Annotated in this window: 25 protein-coding genes; 4 read left to right on the plus strand and 21 right to left on the minus strand. The window is 34.1% G+C overall.

The window, feature by feature from the left end; genetic code table 11:
- Positions 1 to 11: 11 nt before the first annotated feature.
- The 3 genes from ESZ54_RS05930 to ESZ54_RS05940 are packed head-to-tail and all read right to left on the minus strand — an operon-like array spanning position 12 to position 2,423.
- The gene (locus ESZ54_RS05930) at positions 12 to 644 is read right to left on the minus strand and encodes a YpmS family protein (RefSeq protein WP_162615111.1); all 633 of its coding nucleotides are present in this window, start codon (positions 642 to 644) and stop codon (positions 12 to 14) included.
- On the minus strand, positions 641 to 1,525 hold the full coding sequence (locus ESZ54_RS05935; RefSeq protein ID WP_136136748.1) for an SGNH/GDSL hydrolase family protein: 885 nt from the start codon (positions 1,523 to 1,525) through the stop codon (positions 641 to 643). Before ESZ54_RS05935 ends, ESZ54_RS05930 begins: the two co-directional genes overlap by 4 nt.
- A 58-nt stretch (positions 1,526 to 1,583) precedes the next feature.
- Entirely contained in the window at positions 1,584 to 2,423 is an 840-nt protein-coding gene (locus ESZ54_RS05940) for a DegV family protein (RefSeq protein ID WP_136136749.1), read from the minus strand.
- A gap of 117 nt (positions 2,424 to 2,540) precedes the next feature.
- Here ESZ54_RS05940 and trhA point away from each other — a divergent pair, with 117 nt between their 5' ends.
- From trhA to ESZ54_RS05955, 3 genes are all read left to right on the plus strand, one after another.
- A complete protein-coding gene (trhA, locus tag ESZ54_RS05945) occupies positions 2,541 to 3,188 on the plus strand; it encodes a PAQR family membrane homeostasis protein TrhA (RefSeq protein WP_136136750.1) in 648 nt (215 codons plus the stop codon).
- A gap of 112 nt (positions 3,189 to 3,300) precedes the next feature.
- Positions 3,301 to 3,867, plus strand: coding sequence for a hypothetical protein (locus ESZ54_RS05950; RefSeq protein WP_136136751.1), 567 nt, complete (start codon positions 3,301 to 3,303; stop codon positions 3,865 to 3,867).
- Between the two features lie 146 nt (positions 3,868 to 4,013).
- Positions 4,014 to 4,859 (plus strand): AraC family transcriptional regulator, encoded by an 846-nt coding sequence (locus ESZ54_RS05955; RefSeq protein WP_162615112.1) that lies wholly within the window; start codon positions 4,014 to 4,016, stop codon positions 4,857 to 4,859.
- Between the two features lie 2 nt (positions 4,860 to 4,861).
- On the opposite strand, the gene ESZ54_RS05960 is transcribed toward ESZ54_RS05955, so the two are convergent.
- From ESZ54_RS05960 to ESZ54_RS05995, 8 genes are all read right to left on the minus strand, one after another.
- Positions 4,862 to 5,443 (minus strand): uracil-DNA glycosylase family protein, encoded by a 582-nt coding sequence (locus ESZ54_RS05960; protein ID WP_136136753.1) that lies wholly within the window; start codon positions 5,441 to 5,443, stop codon positions 4,862 to 4,864.
- Positions 5,444 to 5,554: 111 nt separating this feature from the next.
- On the minus strand, positions 5,555 to 6,061 hold the full coding sequence (locus tag ESZ54_RS05965; RefSeq protein WP_136136754.1) for a dihydrofolate reductase: 507 nt from the start codon (positions 6,059 to 6,061) through the stop codon (positions 5,555 to 5,557).
- 19 nt (positions 6,062 to 6,080) lie between these two features.
- Positions 6,081 to 7,028, minus strand: coding sequence for a thymidylate synthase (locus ESZ54_RS05970; protein ID WP_136136755.1), 948 nt, complete (start codon positions 7,026 to 7,028; stop codon positions 6,081 to 6,083).
- Positions 7,029 to 7,039: 11 nt separating this feature from the next.
- Entirely contained in the window at positions 7,040 to 8,935 is a 1,896-nt protein-coding gene (locus ESZ54_RS05975; RefSeq protein WP_136136756.1) for an ABC-F family ATP-binding cassette domain-containing protein, read from the minus strand.
- Between the two features lie 170 nt (positions 8,936 to 9,105).
- The gene (locus ESZ54_RS05980; RefSeq protein ID WP_136136757.1) at positions 9,106 to 9,564 is read right to left on the minus strand and encodes a hypothetical protein; all 459 of its coding nucleotides are present in this window, start codon (positions 9,562 to 9,564) and stop codon (positions 9,106 to 9,108) included.
- 111 nt (positions 9,565 to 9,675) lie between these two features.
- Positions 9,676 to 10,029: a thioesterase family protein gene (locus tag ESZ54_RS05985; RefSeq protein WP_136136758.1), complete on the minus strand. Its 354-nt coding sequence runs from the start codon at positions 10,027 to 10,029 to the stop codon at positions 9,676 to 9,678.
- Positions 10,030 to 10,031: 2 nt separating this feature from the next.
- On the minus strand, positions 10,032 to 11,240 hold the full coding sequence (locus ESZ54_RS05990; protein WP_136136759.1) for a CCA tRNA nucleotidyltransferase: 1,209 nt from the start codon (positions 11,238 to 11,240) through the stop codon (positions 10,032 to 10,034).
- Complete coding sequence (locus tag ESZ54_RS05995) at positions 11,237 to 11,590, minus strand: nucleotide pyrophosphohydrolase (protein ID WP_136136760.1); 354 nt, start codon at positions 11,588 to 11,590, stop codon at positions 11,237 to 11,239. Before ESZ54_RS05995 ends, ESZ54_RS05990 begins: the two co-directional genes overlap by 4 nt.
- A 139-nt stretch (positions 11,591 to 11,729) precedes the next feature.
- Here ESZ54_RS05995 and ESZ54_RS06000 point away from each other — a divergent pair, with 139 nt between their 5' ends.
- The gene (locus tag ESZ54_RS06000; protein ID WP_136136761.1) at positions 11,730 to 12,644 is read left to right on the plus strand and encodes a YitT family protein; all 915 of its coding nucleotides are present in this window, start codon (positions 11,730 to 11,732) and stop codon (positions 12,642 to 12,644) included.
- Between the two features lie 185 nt (positions 12,645 to 12,829).
- On the opposite strand, the gene ESZ54_RS06005 is transcribed toward ESZ54_RS06000, so the two are convergent.
- The 10 genes from ESZ54_RS06005 to ESZ54_RS12655 form a co-directional block, all read right to left on the minus strand.
- Complete coding sequence (locus tag ESZ54_RS06005) at positions 12,830 to 13,384, minus strand: YpiB family protein (RefSeq protein ID WP_136136762.1); 555 nt, start codon at positions 13,382 to 13,384, stop codon at positions 12,830 to 12,832.
- 16 nt (positions 13,385 to 13,400) lie between these two features.
- On the minus strand, positions 13,401 to 14,642 hold the full coding sequence (locus ESZ54_RS06010) for a tetratricopeptide repeat protein (protein ID WP_162615113.1): 1,242 nt from the start codon (positions 14,640 to 14,642) through the stop codon (positions 13,401 to 13,403).
- 31 nt (positions 14,643 to 14,673) lie between these two features.
- A complete protein-coding gene (locus ESZ54_RS06015; protein ID WP_136136764.1) occupies positions 14,674 to 15,714 on the minus strand; it encodes a hypothetical protein in 1,041 nt (346 codons plus the stop codon).
- 24 nt (positions 15,715 to 15,738) lie between these two features.
- Positions 15,739 to 15,987, minus strand: coding sequence for a GlsB/YeaQ/YmgE family stress response membrane protein (locus ESZ54_RS06020; RefSeq protein WP_136136765.1), 249 nt, complete (start codon positions 15,985 to 15,987; stop codon positions 15,739 to 15,741).
- 105 nt (positions 15,988 to 16,092) lie between these two features.
- The gene (locus ESZ54_RS06025) at positions 16,093 to 16,869 is read right to left on the minus strand and encodes a C39 family peptidase (RefSeq protein WP_136136766.1); all 777 of its coding nucleotides are present in this window, start codon (positions 16,867 to 16,869) and stop codon (positions 16,093 to 16,095) included.
- A gap of 7 nt (positions 16,870 to 16,876) precedes the next feature.
- The gene (gene fliS, locus ESZ54_RS06030; protein ID WP_136136767.1) at positions 16,877 to 17,239 is read right to left on the minus strand and encodes a flagellar export chaperone FliS; all 363 of its coding nucleotides are present in this window, start codon (positions 17,237 to 17,239) and stop codon (positions 16,877 to 16,879) included.
- Between the two features lie 18 nt (positions 17,240 to 17,257).
- Positions 17,258 to 17,572 (minus strand): hypothetical protein, encoded by a 315-nt coding sequence (locus ESZ54_RS06035; RefSeq protein ID WP_136136768.1) that lies wholly within the window; start codon positions 17,570 to 17,572, stop codon positions 17,258 to 17,260.
- Between the two features lie 15 nt (positions 17,573 to 17,587).
- Positions 17,588 to 19,048, minus strand: coding sequence for a flagellar filament capping protein FliD (fliD, locus tag ESZ54_RS06040; RefSeq protein ID WP_136136769.1), 1,461 nt, complete (start codon positions 19,046 to 19,048; stop codon positions 17,588 to 17,590).
- 3 nt (positions 19,049 to 19,051) lie between these two features.
- Positions 19,052 to 19,456, minus strand: a complete 405-nt coding sequence (locus ESZ54_RS06045; RefSeq protein ID WP_136136770.1) for a flagellar protein FlaG — start codon at positions 19,454 to 19,456, stop codon at positions 19,052 to 19,054.
- A 101-nt stretch (positions 19,457 to 19,557) separates the two neighbouring features.
- A partial coding sequence (locus ESZ54_RS12655; protein WP_420824357.1) for a flagellin occupies positions 19,558 to 20,374 on the minus strand: 817 nt, incomplete at its 5' end.

The raw sequence follows: 20,374 nt of genomic DNA on the forward strand, positions 1-20,374 counted from the left end.
TATTTGTTCTTTTATTTAGGTAAGTATAAATCAAAAGAAATTTGGTCGTCAATTAAATTGATTTTATTAGCTTTCACACTCATACCATTTTTTAAAGCAAATTGATCTAAATGCAATGTAATCATATTTTGTTTTGAATCAACATCAATCCAGTTTGGAAAATCGATACTATGGGTCATGTAATTCATCACGGCTGATATTGGTACATTTAATGTTCCAATCGACAACTCTTTAGCTCTCAGTTGCACATTCCCATCATTTATCACATAAGGTTCAAAGTATAAATAAAACTTAGTATTGTGTCCTAAGATTGGAAATGTTCCTTGAACTAAAGCATTATTTTCTAATACAAAGTGTAAATCAACATCAGAATCATTAATAAAATCTTTAAAATAATATGTGACTAAGCGGTTCACTTGCTCTTTTTTCATTTTAATTTGAACAGCAGGTTCACCCTTTAATTCAACTTTTGGTTGACTAGGATCATATGTTGTCCGGCTTGTAAAAATACGACTACCAATAAAGAGGAATGCCCCTATAATTAGCGCTATCACCGTTAAAAATGCTATGCGCCAAGGATTACTAAAAAAATTATTTTTTTGCACTTTCTTTTGCACTTTTACGCGCCCTTTTCGATTTTTCATTCTTTCACATCCATCCATAATGATTTATTTGCTTCGAGTTTTGCTTTAAACGCATTGGCTATAATTTGATACCCTAAATTATTAGGGTGGAAGCTATCATCTTCTGACAATAGATTATTGATGGCTTCTTTTTTATTTGCCTCAGTTTCACTTGTATCAGCATTTTCATCTCGTGATAAAGTTGCTTCACGTCCTTTATAAATATCATCATTAATTGGAACGAAAAAGGCATTATCCGTTTGTTCAACAAATTCACGCGATGACTGATTCCACTGGTCCACTATTTCTTGCATCTCTTCTATTTCACCAAAACTCTTATAAAAAGGATTATAGATGCCTAACTGAAAAATAGGCGCATTGGGATTATATTTTCTGATTTCTTGATACAATTTATCCAGTTCAGCAATATATTTTTTTCGAGGACGATTAAAACTCTTCGGATTAAATTTATCAAACATTTTTGTTTTTATAACTTTTAATAAGTCGTTTCCGCCGACTGTTAACAAAATAGCGTCAGCTTTTTTTAACGACTCCTGAATAGACTCATCTTTTTTTACTCTTTTTAAGATCTGATCACTACGATCGCCTGATTTACCTAAGTTATCAATTTGAACCACATCAATTGGCATTGAATCAACCAGATCTCTTTGTAAAATCGGGACATAACCTCCCGTTTTAGTACTATCGCCAACACCTTCTGTTAAAGAATCACCCAGTGCACTAATTCTAACAATTTCGGTTCGTTTCTCCTTAGGTTTTTCTGGTTTCGGTTGTGCAATATTATCTGCTTTAGGAATAAATAATGACAATCCTAAAAATGAGATAAATATCACACCAACAAAAAAGGCCACGAATGGACTTGCTTGTTTTAATTTGTTCATCTAAAATCTCCTTTATCTAAAAAAGCAGACCATCAAAGATCTGCTTTAACTCGTAATGTTAATTCTTGTAATACATAACTGCAAAGGCACCTTTTCCAGCATGTGTCGCAACTAAAGGACTTGTATGAAGAATCGGAATATTACGTTTTGTAAAGACCTCTGTAAGCATTCCTTTAATTTCTGTCGTTAATTCGCGACTATCTGCATCAGAAATTCCAATGTATTTGACATCTAAGTCAGCTAATTTTGTTTCTAATGTTTTAGCCCACTTAATGAATGTTTTATTTCCGCGACCTTTGGCAACAACATCGAAGTCACCATTTACAAATTCCATCAAAATTTTCATATTTAAAAATCCTGACAAGGCACCGACAAGTTTATTAATGCGGCCGCCTTTAACTAAATTTTCTAATGTCGCAACCCCAATGAAGAGTTGTGTATTTTCACGTGTTTTCTCAATGATTGCTAAGACTTCTTCTTTTGAAGCACCTGCTTGAACTGCTTTTGCAGCTTCGTATACTTGGAACCCTAATGCTTGATCAATAAACTGACTGTCGATGACCGTCACGTTGCTATCAGTCATTTCTGCTGCTTGACGTGCTGTATTTACAGTTCCACTTAATTTTTCAGTTAGATGTATTGAGATAATTTCACTTCCATCCGCACCTAATTCATCATATAATTCGACAAATTTTCCTAATGGCGGTTGACTTGTTTTTGGCAACTCATTTGAAGCTTCCATCATCTTTACAAACTCTTCATGATCTAAGTCTTCGCGATGATCATAAGATACACCGTCAATCATTACAGATAGATCAACCATATGAATATCTAGTTCGTCTGCTCGGCTTGTTTCAAATAAACAAGATGAGTCAGTCACTATTTTTATTGTTGTCATTCTCAAACCTCTTTCAAAATGCACGCTATTCGTGTACAATTATTGTAAACTTATCTATTGACTAGTATAACAGATACGGTTTATATTTTCACTTAAAAAATAAAGGAGTGCCTTCACATGCAACAAATCAAGCAACAAACTAAACGCTACTTAATCGTAAACGAAGTATTTAATGCAATTACGCATGGTATTGGAACAGGTTTAAGTATTGCGGGACTCGTCATTTTAATTGTCAAAGCAGCGCAAACTGGCTCTGCGATTCATGTTGTGTCGAATACAATTTTTGGGTCAACTATGGTACTACTATTTTTAGCATCCACACTTTTCCATAGTTTAATTTTTACTAAAGCTCGAACCGTGTTCCAGGTATTTGATCATAGTTCGATTTACTTATTAATTGCAGGGAGCTACACGCCCTACTGTCTAGTTGTCATTAAAGGCTGGTTAGGCTGGACACTTTTCGGTGCCATTTGGGCAATGGCGATTGCAGGAATCGTTTATAAATCACTCTTCTTAAAATCAGCTAAAAAAACCGGTGTCATCATCTATATTTTAATGGGTTGGCTTTGCTTAGTTGCCATTAAACCTTTATACATTGGTTTGGGAATGGCTGGCTTCACTTTACTCGTTCTTGGCGGTATATCTTACACAATTGGCGCCTTGTTCTATAATTTAAAAAACGTAAAATACATGCACGTTGTTTGGCATTTATTCGTTATGCTAGGCGCTGGTTTCATTTATTTCTCAGTACTGCTATATGTTTAAGCACCTGAAAATAATCTAACTAAATATGAAGAAAGAATAGGACTTAAGATTGATATATCTTCCTATTCTTTTTTGTTATACTTAGTTCATAAAATAAAAGGAAGTTTAACAAATGAAAATATATTTAATTTTTAGCGCAACAGATAGTTTCCTATCTAAATTAATTGGTATGTATACACAACAACGCTATAATCACGTTTCAATAGCATTCGATTCTGAACTTAAAAATGTTTATAGTTTTGGTAGAAAAAAAATCTCAAACCCACTTATTGGAGGATTCGTGAAGGAAGATTTTTATGACCCGTTTTTCTTATGTAGTCAAACTGCAATTTATTCTTTGACTGTCACGCCAGAAGAATTAAATGCTTTACAAGCTGCTATTCACTACTTCGAAAAACACCAACATCAATTAACATACAACTTTATCGGTTTATTAACACTTGCTCTCAACTTTAATTTTGAACGACAAAATGCTTATTTTTGTTCTCAATTTGTCGCAACAATTTTAAAAGAAGCGCAAATTAAAGAGTTTGAAAAACAAACGCATTTTATTAAACCGATGGATTTACTTGATGAACTACCTTTAGAATATATTTATGAAGGATCAGTTGTTGATTATCTTGATTTTGATGAAAAAGAAATCGAAAATAATTGGGAACTAAATCAGCAAATTGTCTAACAAGCTTTAATATAAAGATAAACCATAAACAATTTCCACCTGTGAAAGAGTTTATGTTTTTTTATTATTTTGATAAAATTGAACTAATACTATCATTTTTATATGAACCACCCGTGTTAATCTTAAATCAGAAAGGAGATTGCTTTATGAAAGCTCTAAATAATATTCTTGATTATATAGAAACACAGCTGACTGATACGATTAATGAAAAAGAAATTGAGCATCTCGCAAATGTCTCATACTATAATTTTCAAAAAATGTTTTTGGGATTAACTGGTATGACACTTTCAGAGTATATTCGAAAACGTAAACTCTCTCGCTCGATTGCTGATCTACAATATTCTAATGATCGAATTATCGATACTGCCTTTCGATATGGTTATCAATCATCTGAAGCTTACACACGCGCATTTCAAAATTTATTTAATCAAACACCATCTGCAGTCCGCAAAGCCGAAACGCCTGTAACACTTTTTCCAAAACTAAAAATACGTATCCAACTTGAAGGAGATGTTCCCATGAATTATCAAATTATAAAAAATGAAAAAATAACCGTTCAAGGTTTTACCCGACATTATGATAATGATGAAGTAGCCCAAACTGATATTCCAAAATTTTGGGATTGGTTCAATGAATCTGAAGAAGGCGAACGATTGTTAGCGAATCGAGATACCACACAGCCAAACCAAGTCCTTGGAATCTGCATTCCGAAAGATATAAATGGTTTTGACTATATGATTGCGACTTACGGCTTGAAAGAAACTGAACTTGAAACAAAAACTTTTGAAATACCGGCTAGTTCCTGGTTGGTTTTTGAAGCTCAAGGTACTGTTCCTGACGCTTTAAGAAAAACATATCAAGACATTTTCCAAGTTTTTTTCCCAAGCTCGCAATTAAAACCAGCAAAATTGCCAGATTTTGAAGCTTATCCTTTAGATCAAGACCCAACTTCTCCTTCACATATTACAGAGATTTGGATACCTATTCAGTAGAATTATGACAGAATACGTGCTGTTTCCTTTTGTAAGATTGGAATGACTTCTATTTCAAACCACGGATTTTTCTTCATCCAGATTTGATTACGAGGAGAAGGATGGATAATTGGAAAATATGTTGGTAAATAATGTTCATAGTTTCGAACAATATCAGTTAATTTTACTGTCGATTTTAAGTCTAAATAAGTATGCGTTGCATACGAACCAACAAGCAGAATCAATTCGATTTTAGGCATTAATGCTAAAAGTCGTGGGTGCCATTTGGCCGCAAATTCTTTTCGTGGTGGCAAATCGCCACTTTTTCCCTTACCAGGATAATAAAAATCCATCGGTAAAACACCAATTTCTTTAGAGTCGTAAAAAGTCGCCCGCGAAATATTCAACCAATCTCTCAGGCGGTCCCCACTTGGGTCATTCCAAAATAAACGTGTTTCTTGTGCTCTAATACCTGGAGCTTGACCAATTATAAGTAAACGAACTTCTTTAGAAACGGAATAAAGCGGATCAATATTTGCTTGAGTGAAAGCTTGATTCATTGGATCTTGTTTGATTTCTTCAAATATTTTATTAAATGTATCCATCCTTTTTGTTCCTCCTCTTTTCCTTAAGCATACTTCTAAAAACAACAGAATACAAAAGAAAAAAACTTATAAAAATTTGCGTTTAGCAGCGATTTTTATAAGTTCTTTATTTTAATTTGTTACAACACTTTTATTGCGTTGATATGTTTCATAATCATGGGCATAGGCATTTTTATCATCAACCGTGCCTTCACTGGTACTGACGATATTCCACTCATCCCAATCTAAATAAGGAAAGTAAGTGTCACCTTCAAATTCAGCTTTAATCAGCGTACGATACAAGACATCATAGTATGGTAAAAATTGTTTGTAAATCTCACCACCACCAGTAATAAAAGTAATGCCTTCAAATTGTTCAGCGTAATCTAAAACTTCTTGAACGGAATGCATGACAGTTGCACCGTTACCATCATAGTTTTGATCAGACGTTAAAACAATTGTTGAACGATCTGGTAACAGTCTTTTGCCTAAACCTTCAAACGTTTTACGACCCATTACAATAGTATTGTTTTGCGTCATTTTCTTAAAAAATTGCAAATCATCGGGCAAATGCCACGGAAGTTGTTCCGCCTTACCAATCAAACCATTCTCATCTTGAGCCCATATTGCTACTAACATTCATTTTCCCCCTAAAATTTTAAACAGCTACTGGAGCCTTAATTGCTGGATGTGGATGATAGTTCTCCAGAACAATATCTTCCATTTCAAAATCAAACAAACTTTTCTTTTTATCATTCAATACCAATGTTGGTAATTCACGTACTTCACGGCTTAGTTGTAGAGCCATTTGATCATAGTGATTACTATAAAGATGTGCATCTCCAATTGTGTGGACAAAATCACCAACTTCTAATCCTGTTTCATGCGCGACGAGATGTGTAAGCAAACTATAACTTGCTATATTAAACGGAATCCCTAAAAAGACATCGCCACTTCTTTGATATAATTGACAGCTTAGTTTGCCCTCAGACACATAAAATTGAAACATCGTGTGACAAGGTGGTAAAGCCATGTTTGGTACATCCTCCGGATTCCAAGTCGATACAATCAAACGTCTAGAATCAGGATTTTGTTTAATCATCTCTATCACTTGACTTAATTGATCAATAGTTTCCCCTGTTGATGTTTGCCAGTGTCGCCACTGAGCACCATAAATATTGCCAAGTTCCCCGTATTTTTCACAAAAATCATCATCTTCAATAATTTTTTGACAAAATGCTTGGCTTTCTTTTTGATATTGCTCATTAAATGCTTCATCGACTAACGCACGACGACCAAAATCAGTCATATCAGGACCAACATAATCTTCGCTGTTCACATATCTTTCAAATGCCCACTCGTCCCAAATATGGTTGTTATGTTCTAATAAATAGCGAATATTGGTGTCACCCTTAATAAACCACAACAATTCACTTTTAATCAATGAGAACGGTACTCTTTTGGTCGTTAACAATGGAAACCCCTTCTGTAAATCAAATCGCATTTGATAACCAAAGATACTTTTAGTTCCGGTTCCAGTCCGGTCACTTTTCTCATGACCCTCAGCCAAAATATGACGGCCTAAATCTAAATATACTTGTTCCATTCTTTTACATCCTAACTTTCGGAGAATTCGCTTAAATATTCCCAGCGCTCCATTTTTTCTTCCAACTGTGTTTCAGTCAAAGTTAATTCCTTTTGTAAATCTTGTAATTTACCAGCATCATTCGCATTTGCTAACATTGAATCATTGATTTCTTCACACTTATTTTCTAACTTTTCAATATCGGTTTCAATTGATTCCCATTCTATCTTTTCTTGATACGTTAATTTCTTTTTAACTTTTTCTTGTATTTCTTCAGCCTTAACTTCTTTAATAGCTGATGGTATTGGAGTGGAAACAGCTTCATCTGCTTCTTTTTTTGTTAACAAGTACTCACTCATTAATCCGTAATAAAGCTCCATCTCACCATTACCTTCGAAAATCATAATTTTAGACATTGTTTTATCTAAGAAGTAACGGTCATGACTGACTGTAATAACAGCACCCGGGAACGTTTCTAAATAGTCTTCTAAAATAGTTAACGTCTCAATATCTAAATCATTCGTCGGCTCATCTAATAATAGCACATTCGGTTGTTGGATTAAAATGTTTAATAGGTATAAGCGACGTTTTTCACCACCTGATAATTTCGAAATTGACGTCCCATGCATATGCCGTGGAAAAAGGAAGCGTTCTAACATTTCAGTCACACTAATGACTGTGCCATCACTTTGTTTCACTTCTTCAGCTTTTTCTTGCAAATACTGAATCATTCTTTTTGATTCATCCATACCTTCATTTTCTTGCGTATAGTAACCAAGTTTGACGGTTTCACCTAAACTTAAAGTGCCACTATCAAGACTCATGCGTCCTGCAATTAAATTAAGTAGCGTTGATTTACCAGTTCCATTTTCACCAGTAATTCCTAAACGTTCTTGCCCTTGAATCAACAAGTTAAAATCATTTAAAATAATTTGATTTTCGATTGTATAATTTGCATTTTCAATTTCAATTACTTTTTTTCCTAAGCGCGTTGAGCCTGTTGTAATTTGAAAAGAATCTGTATCACTAGCTTGTGATACCTTTTCTTTTAAGTCTGTAAAGCGATCGATTCGTGCTTGTTGTTTTGTACCACGTGCTTTAACACCTGCACGCATCCAAGCTAATTCTTGTTTGAAAAGTTGCTTATTCTTATGTTCTTGACTCTTTTCTATTTCATCACGTTCAGCACGCTGAACAAGATACGCTTCATAGTTGCCATCATATTCAGAAAGGTGACCATTAGAAAGCTCCATCATTCGATTCGTCACACGGTCAAGGAAATAACGATCATGTGTCGTTACGACTAAGGCGCCGCGATATTGTTTTAAATAATTCTCAAGCCATTCAATACTCTTATAATCCAAATGGTTAGTTGGTTCATCTAATAATAGTAAATCTGGTTCTTGAATTAAAACTTGGGCTAAACCTAATCTTTTTTTCTGACCACCTGATAATTCAGAAACTTTTTTATCTAAAAAGAGAACGCCTAATTTACTTAAAATGGTTTTCGCATTAGTATCTGCAATCCAAGCATCTTCTTGATTCATTTTTTCTTCAGCTTTTGTGTAAGCTTTTTGGAAAGTTTCGTTTTCACCATCTAGAGCCAAGTTAGTTAATGCTAACTCATAACCTTTGACAGCTCTCATGATTGGGCTATCGCCTGCAAAGACGACATCCATCACACTCCAGTCATCCTCAAAATCAGTATATTGCGAAAGATAACTAATCGAATAATCTGTTGGGTGATCTAGTGTTCCATTTTCAGGTTGATCTGTTTTAGCTAAAATTGACATCAACGTTGATTTACCGGTACCGTTAATACCGATCAAACCAATTCTTTCTTTTTCACGAACTAAAAAAGAAACATCATCTAATAAGACCTTTTCACCATAAGACTTTGTTAAATGATCGGCTCTTAGAATTTTCATTATTTCACCTATCCTCTTTATTATCTTGTCCATTTTAACAGATTTAGTTTTCTGAAACAAGGTACGGGACATTACTGTATCAGCTTCTTTTAGATTTTTTCACTAAAACCACAATAAAAAAAGTAAAAATCACTCAAATTATGATTTTTACTTTTTTAATTTTTGATTAATTAAAATTTATCTTGGTAAATTTCTGCAACTGTTTTTTCAGCATCGATTACGATATATAAACGATTGTCAGCAGAAATCTTTGTTGATTGATAAATATTGTCTAAACCTTCTTGACCTGGCGTTTCTTTATCTTTGTATGGGAAGTAAATGAGATCACTCGTTTGATCGTCAAAATTTATCGCCATTTTTTCGATGTCCTGATATTTTAATGCTCTAGCAAACATACCTAATTCAAGGCCACCCTGATTGATATCATCTGATTGAACATGATCAGCTTCGCTGAATATTTCAATTTTTAAACCTTCGCATGGGTGAATTTTTTGAAAATCACTACCATGAATACGGCCATAACTTGTTGTTACTTTACTAATCCAAAGATCCCCAATATACTCGCGGTCTATTGTCCATGTTTCACCATTTCTAAAAAAGAATTTAAAACTAGTCATTTCTTTTGTCATCAAAATCTCCTCTTTCTATTTAGGTTGCTTATCTTGGAACGCATTTAGTATACCATGAAATGAAAGCAAAAAATATAACTTTATGAAATATTTCACATATTATATACGTTACTAAACGTGACGTAAAAATTTTACGCGATTGACTTTAACACGCGTATGATTGCCCTCGCCAATTAACATTTCACCCTCAAAAGCTTGGAATGAAAACTCATATTTCTTACCAGTACTTTGGATAAGTTTAACAGAAATATCAATTTCTTGGTCTAATCCTGTTGCCTTAAGATGTTTGCAATTGATTTGGGTCCCTACAGTTGTATCATCTGCCGATAATTCTTGAGCAATTAACTCAGCGCAGGTATTTTCAGCAAATGCAATTAAAGCCGGTGTTGCTAAAACTTGTAAGCTACCCGAACCCATTGCTAAGGCTGTCCAGTCTTTTGTGACAGTAAATTTTTTACGATACATTTTTAAGCTTCCTCTCCAAGTAATTCATCAGCTTTACTAAGCAAGTCTACTTGATTATTTTGAATGTCACCATTTACTACTTGTCGTTCAAGTTCATGTAGTGTTTCGCCCAACCATGGCCCACCTTTTTTTTGCGTATGTTGCATTAAAACTTGGCCATTGACTTCCAATTCTTGAATTTTATGAATTGGTAATTCCTCATAAAGGGAAATTGCGGCTAAATAATCATTATCTTTCCCTAAAAACTCTCGAGCATCCTCTACTAACTGAATAAGATTTGGATTCGCATGATAAAGCATATTCGAACGCCACTCATCTTCAAGCCTTATTTTTAATAATGCTAAACCAGCTGTTAGATCTTGAATCATTTTATTGGAAACTTTCCATTGCTTCATCCATTTCGAAACATTGTTCACTTCTAATTTATAAATTAATAGGAGCCAAGCAAGTGTTTCATTTGAAATTTTATTAGATGGTAACTTTAAGAAACGATTCAATGCTTGAGCTTGATGCTTTAATCCTGGACAATATTCATAACATGCTGTTTCAATGAAAAGTGCCAATCCTTTAGCACGATTTTGACCAAGTAATAGTTTTACCCATTCAATCTCGATTCTTTCAACTGAGATTTTTTCCAGTAAATGAGCATGTTTTTTAATTGCTTGAAGTGTTTTAACTTCAATATCAAAGTCAAGTTGAGATGCAAAGCGTAAGGCACGCATCATGCGTAAAGCATCTTCAAAAAATCTTTCTTGTGGATTGCCAACTGCTACAATTTCGTGATTTTTAATCGATTGCACACCATCAAATAAATCAATAACCTCTCCTTCTGTTGTCATTGCTAAGGCATTCATCGTAAAATCGCGTCGTTTTAAATCTTCTTCTAAAGATCGAACAAATGTAACTTGATCTGGCCTACGAAAATCTTGATAGGTTGACTCAGTTCTAAAAGTTGTAATTTCATATTCTCCTTGATCAGCTAAGACCAAAACGGTACCGTGTTCAATTCCCACATCAATTGTTTTTTTGAAAATCGCTTTTATTTCTTCTGGATAAGCACTTGTCGCGATGTCCACATCATGAATAGGTTGATTTAAGAAACAATCGCGGACACTGCCACCAACAAAATATGCTTCAAAACCAGCTGCGATAATTTTTTCCATCACTGGAATAGCATCAGTAAATTCCTGTGGTAAGTTTTCTAATTTCATTCAGTTTGCTCCATCTCTTTCCGGTCCAATCGCTCAAAACGATTATGATCACGTCTTTTAAATTTTTGCATATTACTTTCATAGGAATCAGCTAAATCTATTTTTAAAGAATTCGCCATAATAATTAACGCAATTAAAACGTCACCCAACTCTTCTTCAATATGATTTGATTCATCTTGATTTTTCTTTTTCTTTTCACCATAGTGGTGGTTAATTTCACGTGCTAATTCACCAACTTCCTCAACTAAATTCAAAACTTGCGTTGTTGGAGAAAAATAACCTTCTTCAAACTGAGCAATATATTGTGCCAGTTCTTCTTGTAGTGCTGCAATATTTTTTTCTTGCTTCATTTTTTATTCCCCCTATATCATGACTCAGTTTCCCTAATTTTATTAGAAATAATTACATTTCGCAACTGAGATTATCTGTTCGTTTTTTATATCTTGTGATATGATGAACTCGTGTGATTTATGAAAGGAGTCGATCGATATGACATTAAAAAAAGAGTATTTTATTGACACAATTATGATATTTTTTGGGACAGTAATAGTCGCCTTTGGCTTAATTAATTTTAACATGGCCAACAGTCTAGCTGAAGGAGGATTAACTGGGATTTCATTGATTCTTTTTCATCTTTATGACATAAATCCAGCAACCTCAGTTTTGCTATTAAATATCCCCATCTTATTCATTGGTTTTAAATTTTTAGGAAAGAAAGCGCTTATATATACATTTGTTGGTTCTTTTTCACTTTCATTTAACTTGTGGTGGGAACAACAATTTCCAGTCTCTATTCCGTTAGAAAATGATTTATTGATTGCAGCTTTACTTGCCGGACTAGCATCTGGTATCGGAAGTGGGATTGTTTACCGCTTTGGCGGAACAACAGGCGGTGCAGATATCGTTGCTCGGATTATTCAAAAATATACTGGAATTTCAATTGGTAAGTCGATGTTAATGCTCGATATTATTGTTCTAACCTTGTCACTAACATATCTTTCTATTCGTGAAATGACATATACCTTAATTATTGTATTTATATTTAGTATTGTTGTTGATTTCATTCAAGAGGGTATTAGTTACTACTCAAAAGGGGTCTTTATTATTTCTAATTACTCTGAAGACATCGCCAGTTCAATTATGCAAAACCTCGAACGTGGCGCGACCTTTATTAAATCGGAAGGTGCGTACTTTAATCAAGATCGTCTGATGCTTTATTGTGTAATTGACTTGTCAGAATTAACTGAACTTAAGTCACTGTGCCAAGAAATCGATCCTGAAGCGTTCATTTCTATTATCGACGTCAAAGAAGTGCATGGTGAAGGCTTCTCATTTGATAAGCCAAAAAAATTCAAACATTTAACTAAGCGTCGAAAAGAACAACTCTCCAGTAGCCCAGAATAATATATACACACTAGAGTGGTTGTTACAGAAGTGTTCACCTTCAAGAAATAAGAAAGAAATCACAAATATTGCTTTTCAAATTTTTGTGATTTTCGGCTTATTTCCAAAGAAGCTACTTTTGCGACACCGTTTAAGTTTAGAAAAGAGACTGTGACGTACTTATGTCACAGTCCCTCTTTTTTTTATTATTTCTCAGATATTAACTTCTTTAAATGATTATATTTCTTAGTCAGTTGCTTAAAGCTAGTTTCATCTTCTTCATCAATCGCTTGATTGATAGCTGTCAAAAGATTGGCCAGCTGAACTGTCTGATCATAATTATTCAAAAATGCATCTAATGAATAGTCCCATTCACTGTCAATTTCATTTGTTTCAGGAACGTAAGGATTAATTTCTAAAACAGCCTGATATGGTAGATAACGGCTCGCGTTCGGAAATTGAATCTCAACATATAAAACTTGGCGCCAATTCAAACGAATATCATGAAAAATTTGTTCTGGATCATCAAATAATAGACCATCTTTTACAAGTACCATTCCAGAGTCATCATCGCTAATCGAAGACTCACTGATTCTTAAACCTCTTGGCGTCGCAAGTGCATCTCTAACAAAAATAATTTTTGTAAGTAAAACCTCGTGATTTAATAAATAGTTCAAAACCCAATACGATTCTCTTTTTTGTAATGTAAAGGTTTCTAGTACCCATTTGATAAAAGTCTTTTTTTCTTCAATACCCGTCATATTATCGTCTCATTCCTTAATCAATCAGATCACTAATCTCCATGTCATCAGGTACTTGTTTCAAATAAGCTTGAAGTAATTGTGTTGATTGATCTATTTTTCCTTCTTCTCTTAAAAACATACCATATTCTTTTAAGAATTCCGCATCTTCTAACAGTTCTGGTGCGGCTTTTTCATAGGCAACCGCAGCTTGACCAAATTCCTCTAAATCGTTATATAATCTAGCAGCATACCATTGTGCTTCACTTAAGTTGGGATTTTCCAGCGTTGATAGTAACGATAACGCCTCATCAAAATCTTCTTCATTTCTAAGTAAATCTACTAAGCGTAATTTAGAAAAATCGCTATCTTCTTCAAGTGCAATAGCCTGACGTAAATAATGAATGGCCGTTTCTTTTTTATATAAGCGATACGCACATTCAGATGCTAAATGATAAAGACTAACTTCATAAGGATTTTTTTCAATCCCAATTTCCAAATAATTTAGTGCCTCTTCGTCCATTCCTTCGTCAAAAAGAATTTGACCAAGTGGATAATATACTTGTTGAAAATCTTCGTTGATTGAAACAACTTGGCGTAATAACTCGATAGCACGTTCGTTTTCGCCTAATTGATAATAACATAGCGCCAATTGGAATAAACGTTCTACTGTTTCTTCTTCTCTAAGTGCTTCTTCCAAATATTGAATTGCTTCTTCAAATTCAGCAATCCTTGAGAGTGCCACACCAATTCTTTCGTAAAAACTAATCCCAATATCTAATGTCGGATTTTCTTTTAGAACTGTTTGATAAAGCTCTACTGCCTCTTGATAATCCTCCATTGAAAAATAGAATTCTGCCAAGGCAACTTGGATAATTGGTTCATTTGGTAAAAGTTTTTGTGCTTGTTTTAATTTTTGTTCACTGACTTCTGGTATTTCAAGAATTTGGTATAAATCAGCTTGCGTTAATAAACTTTGAACATAGACATCACTTGATTCCGGAATTGACGTTAATAATTCCGTTGCTTTTTCAATATCATTATTTTCAATTGCAATCTCAGCCAGTGAAATCTTTAACCCTTCCTCACTTGGAAAAACTTCTAAGAGATGTTCAAACAATTGTTCTGACTCTTCTAAAAATCCAAGTTGGAATAAATTATCGGCTAATTGAAGTTTCTCTTCTGGCAGGTCATGTGCGATGACATCTTCTAAGACCATTTGTGCATCAATAAATTCCCCTTTTGAAATAAAATCTAACATCTTTTTACTATAAGACATTTCATTACTCCCATCTAACATTCATAAATTTTTATTCTATTGAGCGAAACGATTCAATTCCGTGCTCAATTTCTAATAATGTTGGTATTGCTTGCGTTGTTCTACTTCCCATTTGACTTAAGCCAAACCATTTCTGTTCTCTTCCTAAGATTAAAGCCACCTGTTCGACTAAATCACTGGTTAATAAAAATTTTGGTAAACTTAAGCTTTCGCCTAATTGGTACTCCAACCAGTGCTTGATTATTTTAAAATCAGCGTGATAATGTACTTGTTCGTTTTGACAACACATTGTTAGCAGTAAACCTAACCAACGTTTTTGCTCATAATTTAGGGCATAAGAACCTTCTGTAACAAATAGTGCTTGGGTGAATGTTTTACCATATTCAAAATCAAGCGACTGCTTTTGAGCTAATTCCAGTAGGTCCTGACTAAACGCAACATAGTGTTCGGTTCTTTTATCAGTCTCTTCATAAAGTCGATTCAAAATTGACACATCATATTGCAAACCAATTTGAACCATTCTAAATAAAGACAGCCTCGTCTCAAAAAGAGTCTCACTACCACTCAACATTGTATCGTAAAACAGACCATTCGGCAAAGCCTTTCGCTCCGATAAAGTCTCAAGATTTGGCCCGGTTAAAGTCGCATAACCACTAATGGCAGAGAGGAAGCCCGACAAATCACTCGCAATATGAAATTGTTCAGCTATATAAGGACTCACACCATGAATAAATGAGCCAATTTGATTGATTGTTTCATTTCCAAGACTCAAAAGTTTTGTCCCCCGCGGTAATTTCATCTGCTCAATAAACATTAGTGTTTTTGAAAATAATGAAAAAGACTCACCAAGCGGTAAGTTTGGGAGAATATACCACTGAATTTTATCGATATTTTTAACACGTTTCATTAATAAATCATAACATCGCTCATAAAGAGTTGCCTGACTTATAATCAAAATGGGGCCGTCGTTCAACCAAGCATCAAATTTGCCAGCATTTACATACTTTTTAAATGATTCAGCATAAGTCACACTCATTGTTTCATTTTCTTGATTACAAAAATTTACATGCATCAGAACCCCTCCAGTCTTTCGTAATTAGTGGTTCTTTTTCATAAATACGGAAACTACCGCAACAACGATGACAGCACCTAAAATAGACGGAATTAATGCCATACTAGCAAGCTGTCCGCCCCAGTCATCTCCAAACAATTTTTGTCCAACTGATGAACCAACTAATCCAGCAATAATATTAAAAAGACAGCCTTTTGAATCGTTTTTATTTACTAATGCCCCTGCAATCGCACCAATCGTTGCACCTACAATTAATATCCATAGCCAATACATTAAGTTAACCTCCATTTAAATTCATTTGTTACTTTAATTGTAAAAGGTATTATTATAAAATGCAAAAAAGAGTCCACAAAACAACATAAATTGTTTCGTAGACTACTATGAAATCGTATTATTTTCTAAATAAATGGCTTGTGATCCCATTGATTTAAAGATTTTTTCAAATTTTGGATATTCAATTTTTTTCTTCTCTCCAAAAGCATCGTTTAAATAGACATGAGTCTGGTCAACACCTGTGACAACAGCGGCATGATGTTTTAACTCAAGAGTCATCATTCCCTGTTTCGTTTGCCATGCTAGTTTATCCCTACTAGAAGGCACCTCATAGTCAATACTTGTCACAACCCAAACCGGTCGACCTTCTTTAATTTGTTCGATGACTTTATCAAAAGATTGATTGGAAATATCATGAACTTGATAATCATTTTGAACAACTTTTTGTGCCAAATCAGCAATGGGGCCATGATTGACACCCGTTCCTGGTTTCTTACCCGTGGCGTCTCCAACAAAGCCAATATCAGGATTTCCCATCAAGCCATTTTCGTCTTGATAAGGTTCTTTTTGAATTTGATCCTGTAATGTATTTTTATTGCCGTCATAGCCATAATAGCTTAGTAACATCCCTAAGGCAGTTACTTCACAACCATAAGGTAGGCTAGGAGCGTCAAGTTGATTATATAAAGGAACCTCTAGCTGATAATTTGTCACTTCTTTTAATGGTTGAATTTCACGATAACCACGCATTAAATTGACTTGCTGATAATCTGATTCAGCAGCATCGAAGACCGTATCTTTAAAATAAATCCCTGTCCCAATGCTTAGAGAAACAAGAGTTAAAATAGTTAATTTTCGATAAATAGATTTTTTCATTGGCATAACCTGATTACAATTGTTGCCAAGTTTCGCGAAACTCTTCGAGCATTTGAATGACTAACTCCATTAATTCAAGGTCTTTTTCCATATTCGCAGTGACCAAACGAGAGAACATAAATTCATACATTTCAATCAACTGATTCGGAATATCACCTTCAACTGTTGTATCAACAGATAATTTAAGTTCTAGAATGATATCTTGTGCTTTAATTAAATGGATATTAACTGCTTCAAAATTATCTTGATCAAGAGCCAATTGTGCCAATTTAATCTGTTTAACAGCACCTTCTAACAACAAATCAATAATTTTTTTTGGTGATGCCGTTAAAATTTGACTATTTTTATATGCATTTACACCTTTTTGATACCCCATTTTATTTTCCCCTTTGCCTTAAAATGCGCGATCAATAAAACTCGCATCTTGCGATGACGTATAGTAACTATTCACCATTTTGTCTTTTTGATTCATCTGCGACATTTGCTTTACAACTTTTTTCTTTTCAGTGCTAATTTGTGTCCGAATCATCATCGTTTTTGTCATAATTGTTTTTAATTTTTGGCTGTCTTTTGAATCAAAAATAATATCTTGTTGCTTCAATTGTTCAAAAAGTGGGTGATTCTCATTGATAATTTGCTCGCCATGAGCTAAATTGCCATCCCACTTTTCCAAGTTTAAAAACAATGTATTCAATACATTATCTGTCATAATTTCCCCTAAACTCTATTGTGGCATAAACGCAGCCATTTGACTTTGTAGATACGCCATTTGTTCTTCAGCTTTCATCATCACATTATCCAGTCTTGTAAAAGTACGAACATAATAATCACGTTTTTTATCAATCTGCGCTGTGAATTTTTCGATACGTGATTCGATATTTTTAACAGATGCTGAAAAGCTATCACTTTTAGTAGTATATACACTTTTCTTCCCTTTGTCATCCGTAATAAAAGAATTCATTAGTTCTTTTATTCCTTTAGTATAGCCAAAGTTCGTTGTTACTTTTTCAATTTCAGATTCGCCAGCTTCATTGACAACTGTTTCTTTTGTTTCAATGGCTTGATGGAAGAATGCTTGGACATCTTCTGGATTTTTTTCAAAGGCTTTTCTAAATTTTTCTTCATCAAAAACAATCGTCGACCGGCTCTCTTTTTTACTACTGATTCCTAATTCAGACGGATTTTTAATTCCTGATTTCCCACCAGAATCAACATTGTCAGTCATCATCTCACGTAATTGTGTTTGAAGTCGAATTAAAGAACTATCGCCAACAAGAGCCCCAGCTTTGTTGTCTTTTTTACTAGGATCACCAACGTCTAATTTTTCATTGATAAAATCCATAACATTATTATATTGTTCAACAAATTCTTGCGCTGATTTCACAGCATGATCAATATCTTGCGTCATTTCAATATGAATTGGATCTTTAGATGGTGCTTTTAATTGGATTTTGACATTTTCAATCACATCAGTAATTGTATTTGAGTCACGTTCGACTTTCATGCCATCAATCGTAAATTGAGCTTTCTTACCTTCGTCGAACTTCCCACCTGTTTCTTCAGTCAATCCTAAAGTGCCTGCTAAGGCTGTTGCTTCAATCTTGATTTCTTTTTGACCAGTCTCCACACTTGAAATAACAAGACGATTATCAATTATCGCGGCTTTAACACCTGTATCTTTAGATGTTTCGTTAATTTTATTAGTGATTTCTTTAAGACTATCAGAATTATCAACATTAATCGTTGCTTTGCCTTTAGTTCCTTCAAAAGTTAACTCACCGGCAACACCAAGTTTTTCATAAACAGTTTTACCTTCTAAATCGGCAATTTTACCTGATGTCATTCTTGAAGACGTCGCCAATTGATCAACTGTTAATGTATAATTTTCATTCATCGCCTTAGCATCGGCTGTAAAAACCACACTCTTGTCATTTGAGTTACTGATTTTTTTTGTATTGAAGGCTTCTGGTTTTTGTAAGTTCTCAACTTTTGCCAACATTGTACTCAAGCGTAATTTAATATCTTTCCACGCATTTTGTTGCTCATTAATTTTTGATTTTTGATTATTAAGTTTTACAATCGGTAATGATTCTGCTTCAATTAATTTGTCAATATCTTGACTGGTAATTCCAGAATAGCTACCTAAAGTTGAACTAATTCCCGTTGTGCTAGTTACGTTTGCCATTTATTATCCCTTCTTATCTACAATTATTCCCGTTTGTTTCCAAATATCAGCAATGATATCTAACATTTTTTGGGGTGGTATTTCTTTAACTACTTCATCTGTCTGAATATCTTTTAACTCAATAATAATCCGTTGCGTATCTTCGTGAATTTTATAACTAAATTTCGTATTCTTTCCAACTAACAAACGATTCGCGTCCTCAATGGCTTTGTCGATTTGCTCCTTACTATATCCTGATAACGTACCCGCATCAAAAAAATCTCCATTTGAATCTTTTAAATGTTGAATTCTATTTTGAAGTGGTTGTTTTTGATTTGTCATATCTGGTTGCACTCCGGTTTGTACTTTAGACGAATCAGAAATTGGTAACACTCTTGGACTAGCGTGGACCATATGATTAATATCCATAATTTTCTCCTTTTGTTTCTAAACAAAACAACACTATCTAAAATGAATGAAAAAGCCGACAAAAATCGTCGACTTTTCAATTCAATATCGTGATGCTTTTATTATTGTAATAATGAAAGAACACTTTGTGGCATAGCGTTAGCTTGTGCCAACATTGAAGTTGCAGCTTGAGAAAGGATGTTGCTCTTAGTGAAGCTCATCATTTCTTCAGCCATGTCAACGTCACGGATACGTGAGTTAGCTTCTGATAAGTTTTCTTGTGTTGTAGAAAGGTTGTTGATTGTGTGTTGTAGACGGTTTTGTACCGCACCTAAGTCAGAACGAGTGCTTGATACTTGAGTTTTTGCTTGATCAATAACTTCGATAGCTGAGTTAGCATCTTCTTGTTTAGATAAGTCTAAATCATTAATACCTAAAGATTCAGCATCCATTTTACCAATAGTTACAGAAATGTTTTGACCTTTGTTAGCACCAATATGTAATTTTAATGATTTAGTATCATCTTTTGGAGCTGTTGTTGCAACAGTAGATTTAGTATCTGTATCAGCTACATCGCCAACTTTTGATTTTCCTTCAGTTGTTAAAGTAACTGATCCTACTAAATCACCAGTTTTATCAGTACCTTTATAAACTTTTCCATCAGTGTCTAAGAAGAAACCTGCATTCACTTTTGCTTTTCCAGCATCGCCATCAGTACGAGTGAATGAAACTTCTAATGAGTTAGATTTTTCATGGTCACTTACGTCAAGAGTATAATATTTGCTAGCTTCTGTTCCAGCTGTTGTTTTACTTTTAGCAGCGCCATCAAAGTCGCCGTTTAATAAAGTTTTCTTGTTGAATTCAGTTGTATCAGAAATACGAGTGATTTCTTCTTTTAATGCGCTAAATTCTTTGTTTAATTCTTTACGGTCATCGTCG

This window comes from Vagococcus silagei (genome assembly GCF_004795745.1).
GTDB lineage: Bacteria > Bacillota > Bacilli > Lactobacillales > Vagococcaceae > Vagococcus > Vagococcus silagei.

Excerpts from the sequence above, each read along its gene's own strand:
- fliS (WP_136136767.1), bottom strand. The coding sequence starts at position 17,239 with ATGGGGTATCAAAAAGGTGTAAATGCATATAAAAATAGTCAAATTTTA.
- ESZ54_RS06035 (WP_136136768.1), bottom strand. The coding sequence starts at position 17,572 with ATGACAGATAATGTATTGAATACATTGTTTTTAAACTTGGAAAAGTGG.
- ESZ54_RS06020 (WP_136136765.1), bottom strand. The coding sequence starts at position 15,987 with ATGTATTGGCTATGGATATTAATTGTAGGTGCAACGATTGGTGCGATT.
- ESZ54_RS05935 (WP_136136748.1), bottom strand. The coding sequence starts at position 1,525 with ATGAACAAATTAAAACAAGCAAGTCCATTCGTGGCCTTTTTTGTTGGT.
- ESZ54_RS05955 (WP_162615112.1), top strand. The coding sequence starts at position 4,014 with ATGAAAGCTCTAAATAATATTCTTGATTATATAGAAACACAGCTGACT.
- ESZ54_RS05995 (WP_136136760.1), bottom strand. The coding sequence starts at position 11,590 with ATGAAGCAAGAAAAAAATATTGCAGCACTACAAGAAGAACTGGCACAA.
- ESZ54_RS06000 (WP_136136761.1), top strand. The coding sequence starts at position 11,730 with ATGACATTAAAAAAAGAGTATTTTATTGACACAATTATGATATTTTTT.
- ESZ54_RS05930 (WP_162615111.1), bottom strand. The coding sequence starts at position 644 with ATGAAAAATCGAAAAGGGCGCGTAAAAGTGCAAAAGAAAGTGCAAAAA.
- ESZ54_RS05965 (WP_136136754.1), bottom strand. The coding sequence starts at position 6,061 with ATGTTAGTAGCAATATGGGCTCAAGATGAGAATGGTTTGATTGGTAAG.
- ESZ54_RS05985 (WP_136136758.1), bottom strand. The coding sequence starts at position 10,029 with ATGTATCGTAAAAAATTTACTGTCACAAAAGACTGGACAGCCTTAGCA.
- ESZ54_RS05950 (WP_136136751.1), top strand. The coding sequence starts at position 3,301 with ATGAAAATATATTTAATTTTTAGCGCAACAGATAGTTTCCTATCTAAA.
- fliD (WP_136136769.1), bottom strand. The coding sequence starts at position 19,048 with ATGGCAAACGTAACTAGCACAACGGGAATTAGTTCAACTTTAGGTAGC.
- ESZ54_RS05960 (WP_136136753.1), bottom strand. The coding sequence starts at position 5,443 with ATGGATACATTTAATAAAATATTTGAAGAAATCAAACAAGATCCAATG.
- ESZ54_RS05940 (WP_136136749.1), bottom strand. The coding sequence starts at position 2,423 with ATGACAACAATAAAAATAGTGACTGACTCATCTTGTTTATTTGAAACA.
- ESZ54_RS06010 (WP_162615113.1), bottom strand. The coding sequence starts at position 14,642 with ATGTCTTATAGTAAAAAGATGTTAGATTTTATTTCAAAAGGGGAATTT.
- ESZ54_RS05970 (WP_136136755.1), bottom strand. The coding sequence starts at position 7,028 with ATGGAACAAGTATATTTAGATTTAGGCCGTCATATTTTGGCTGAGGGT.
- ESZ54_RS06005 (WP_136136762.1), bottom strand. The coding sequence starts at position 13,384 with ATGACGGGTATTGAAGAAAAAAAGACTTTTATCAAATGGGTACTAGAA.
- ESZ54_RS05975 (WP_136136756.1), bottom strand. The coding sequence starts at position 8,935 with ATGAAAATTCTAAGAGCCGATCATTTAACAAAGTCTTATGGTGAAAAG.
- trhA (WP_136136750.1), top strand. The coding sequence starts at position 2,541 with ATGCAACAAATCAAGCAACAAACTAAACGCTACTTAATCGTAAACGAA.
- ESZ54_RS06015 (WP_136136764.1), bottom strand. The coding sequence starts at position 15,714 with ATGCATGTAAATTTTTGTAATCAAGAAAATGAAACAATGAGTGTGACT.
- ESZ54_RS05990 (WP_136136759.1), bottom strand. The coding sequence starts at position 11,240 with ATGAAATTAGAAAACTTACCACAGGAATTTACTGATGCTATTCCAGTG.
- ESZ54_RS05980 (WP_136136757.1), bottom strand. The coding sequence starts at position 9,564 with ATGACAAAAGAAATGACTAGTTTTAAATTCTTTTTTAGAAATGGTGAA.
- ESZ54_RS06025 (WP_136136766.1), bottom strand. The coding sequence starts at position 16,869 with ATGCCAATGAAAAAATCTATTTATCGAAAATTAACTATTTTAACTCTT.
- ESZ54_RS06045 (WP_136136770.1), bottom strand. The coding sequence starts at position 19,456 with ATGGATATTAATCATATGGTCCACGCTAGTCCAAGAGTGTTACCAATT.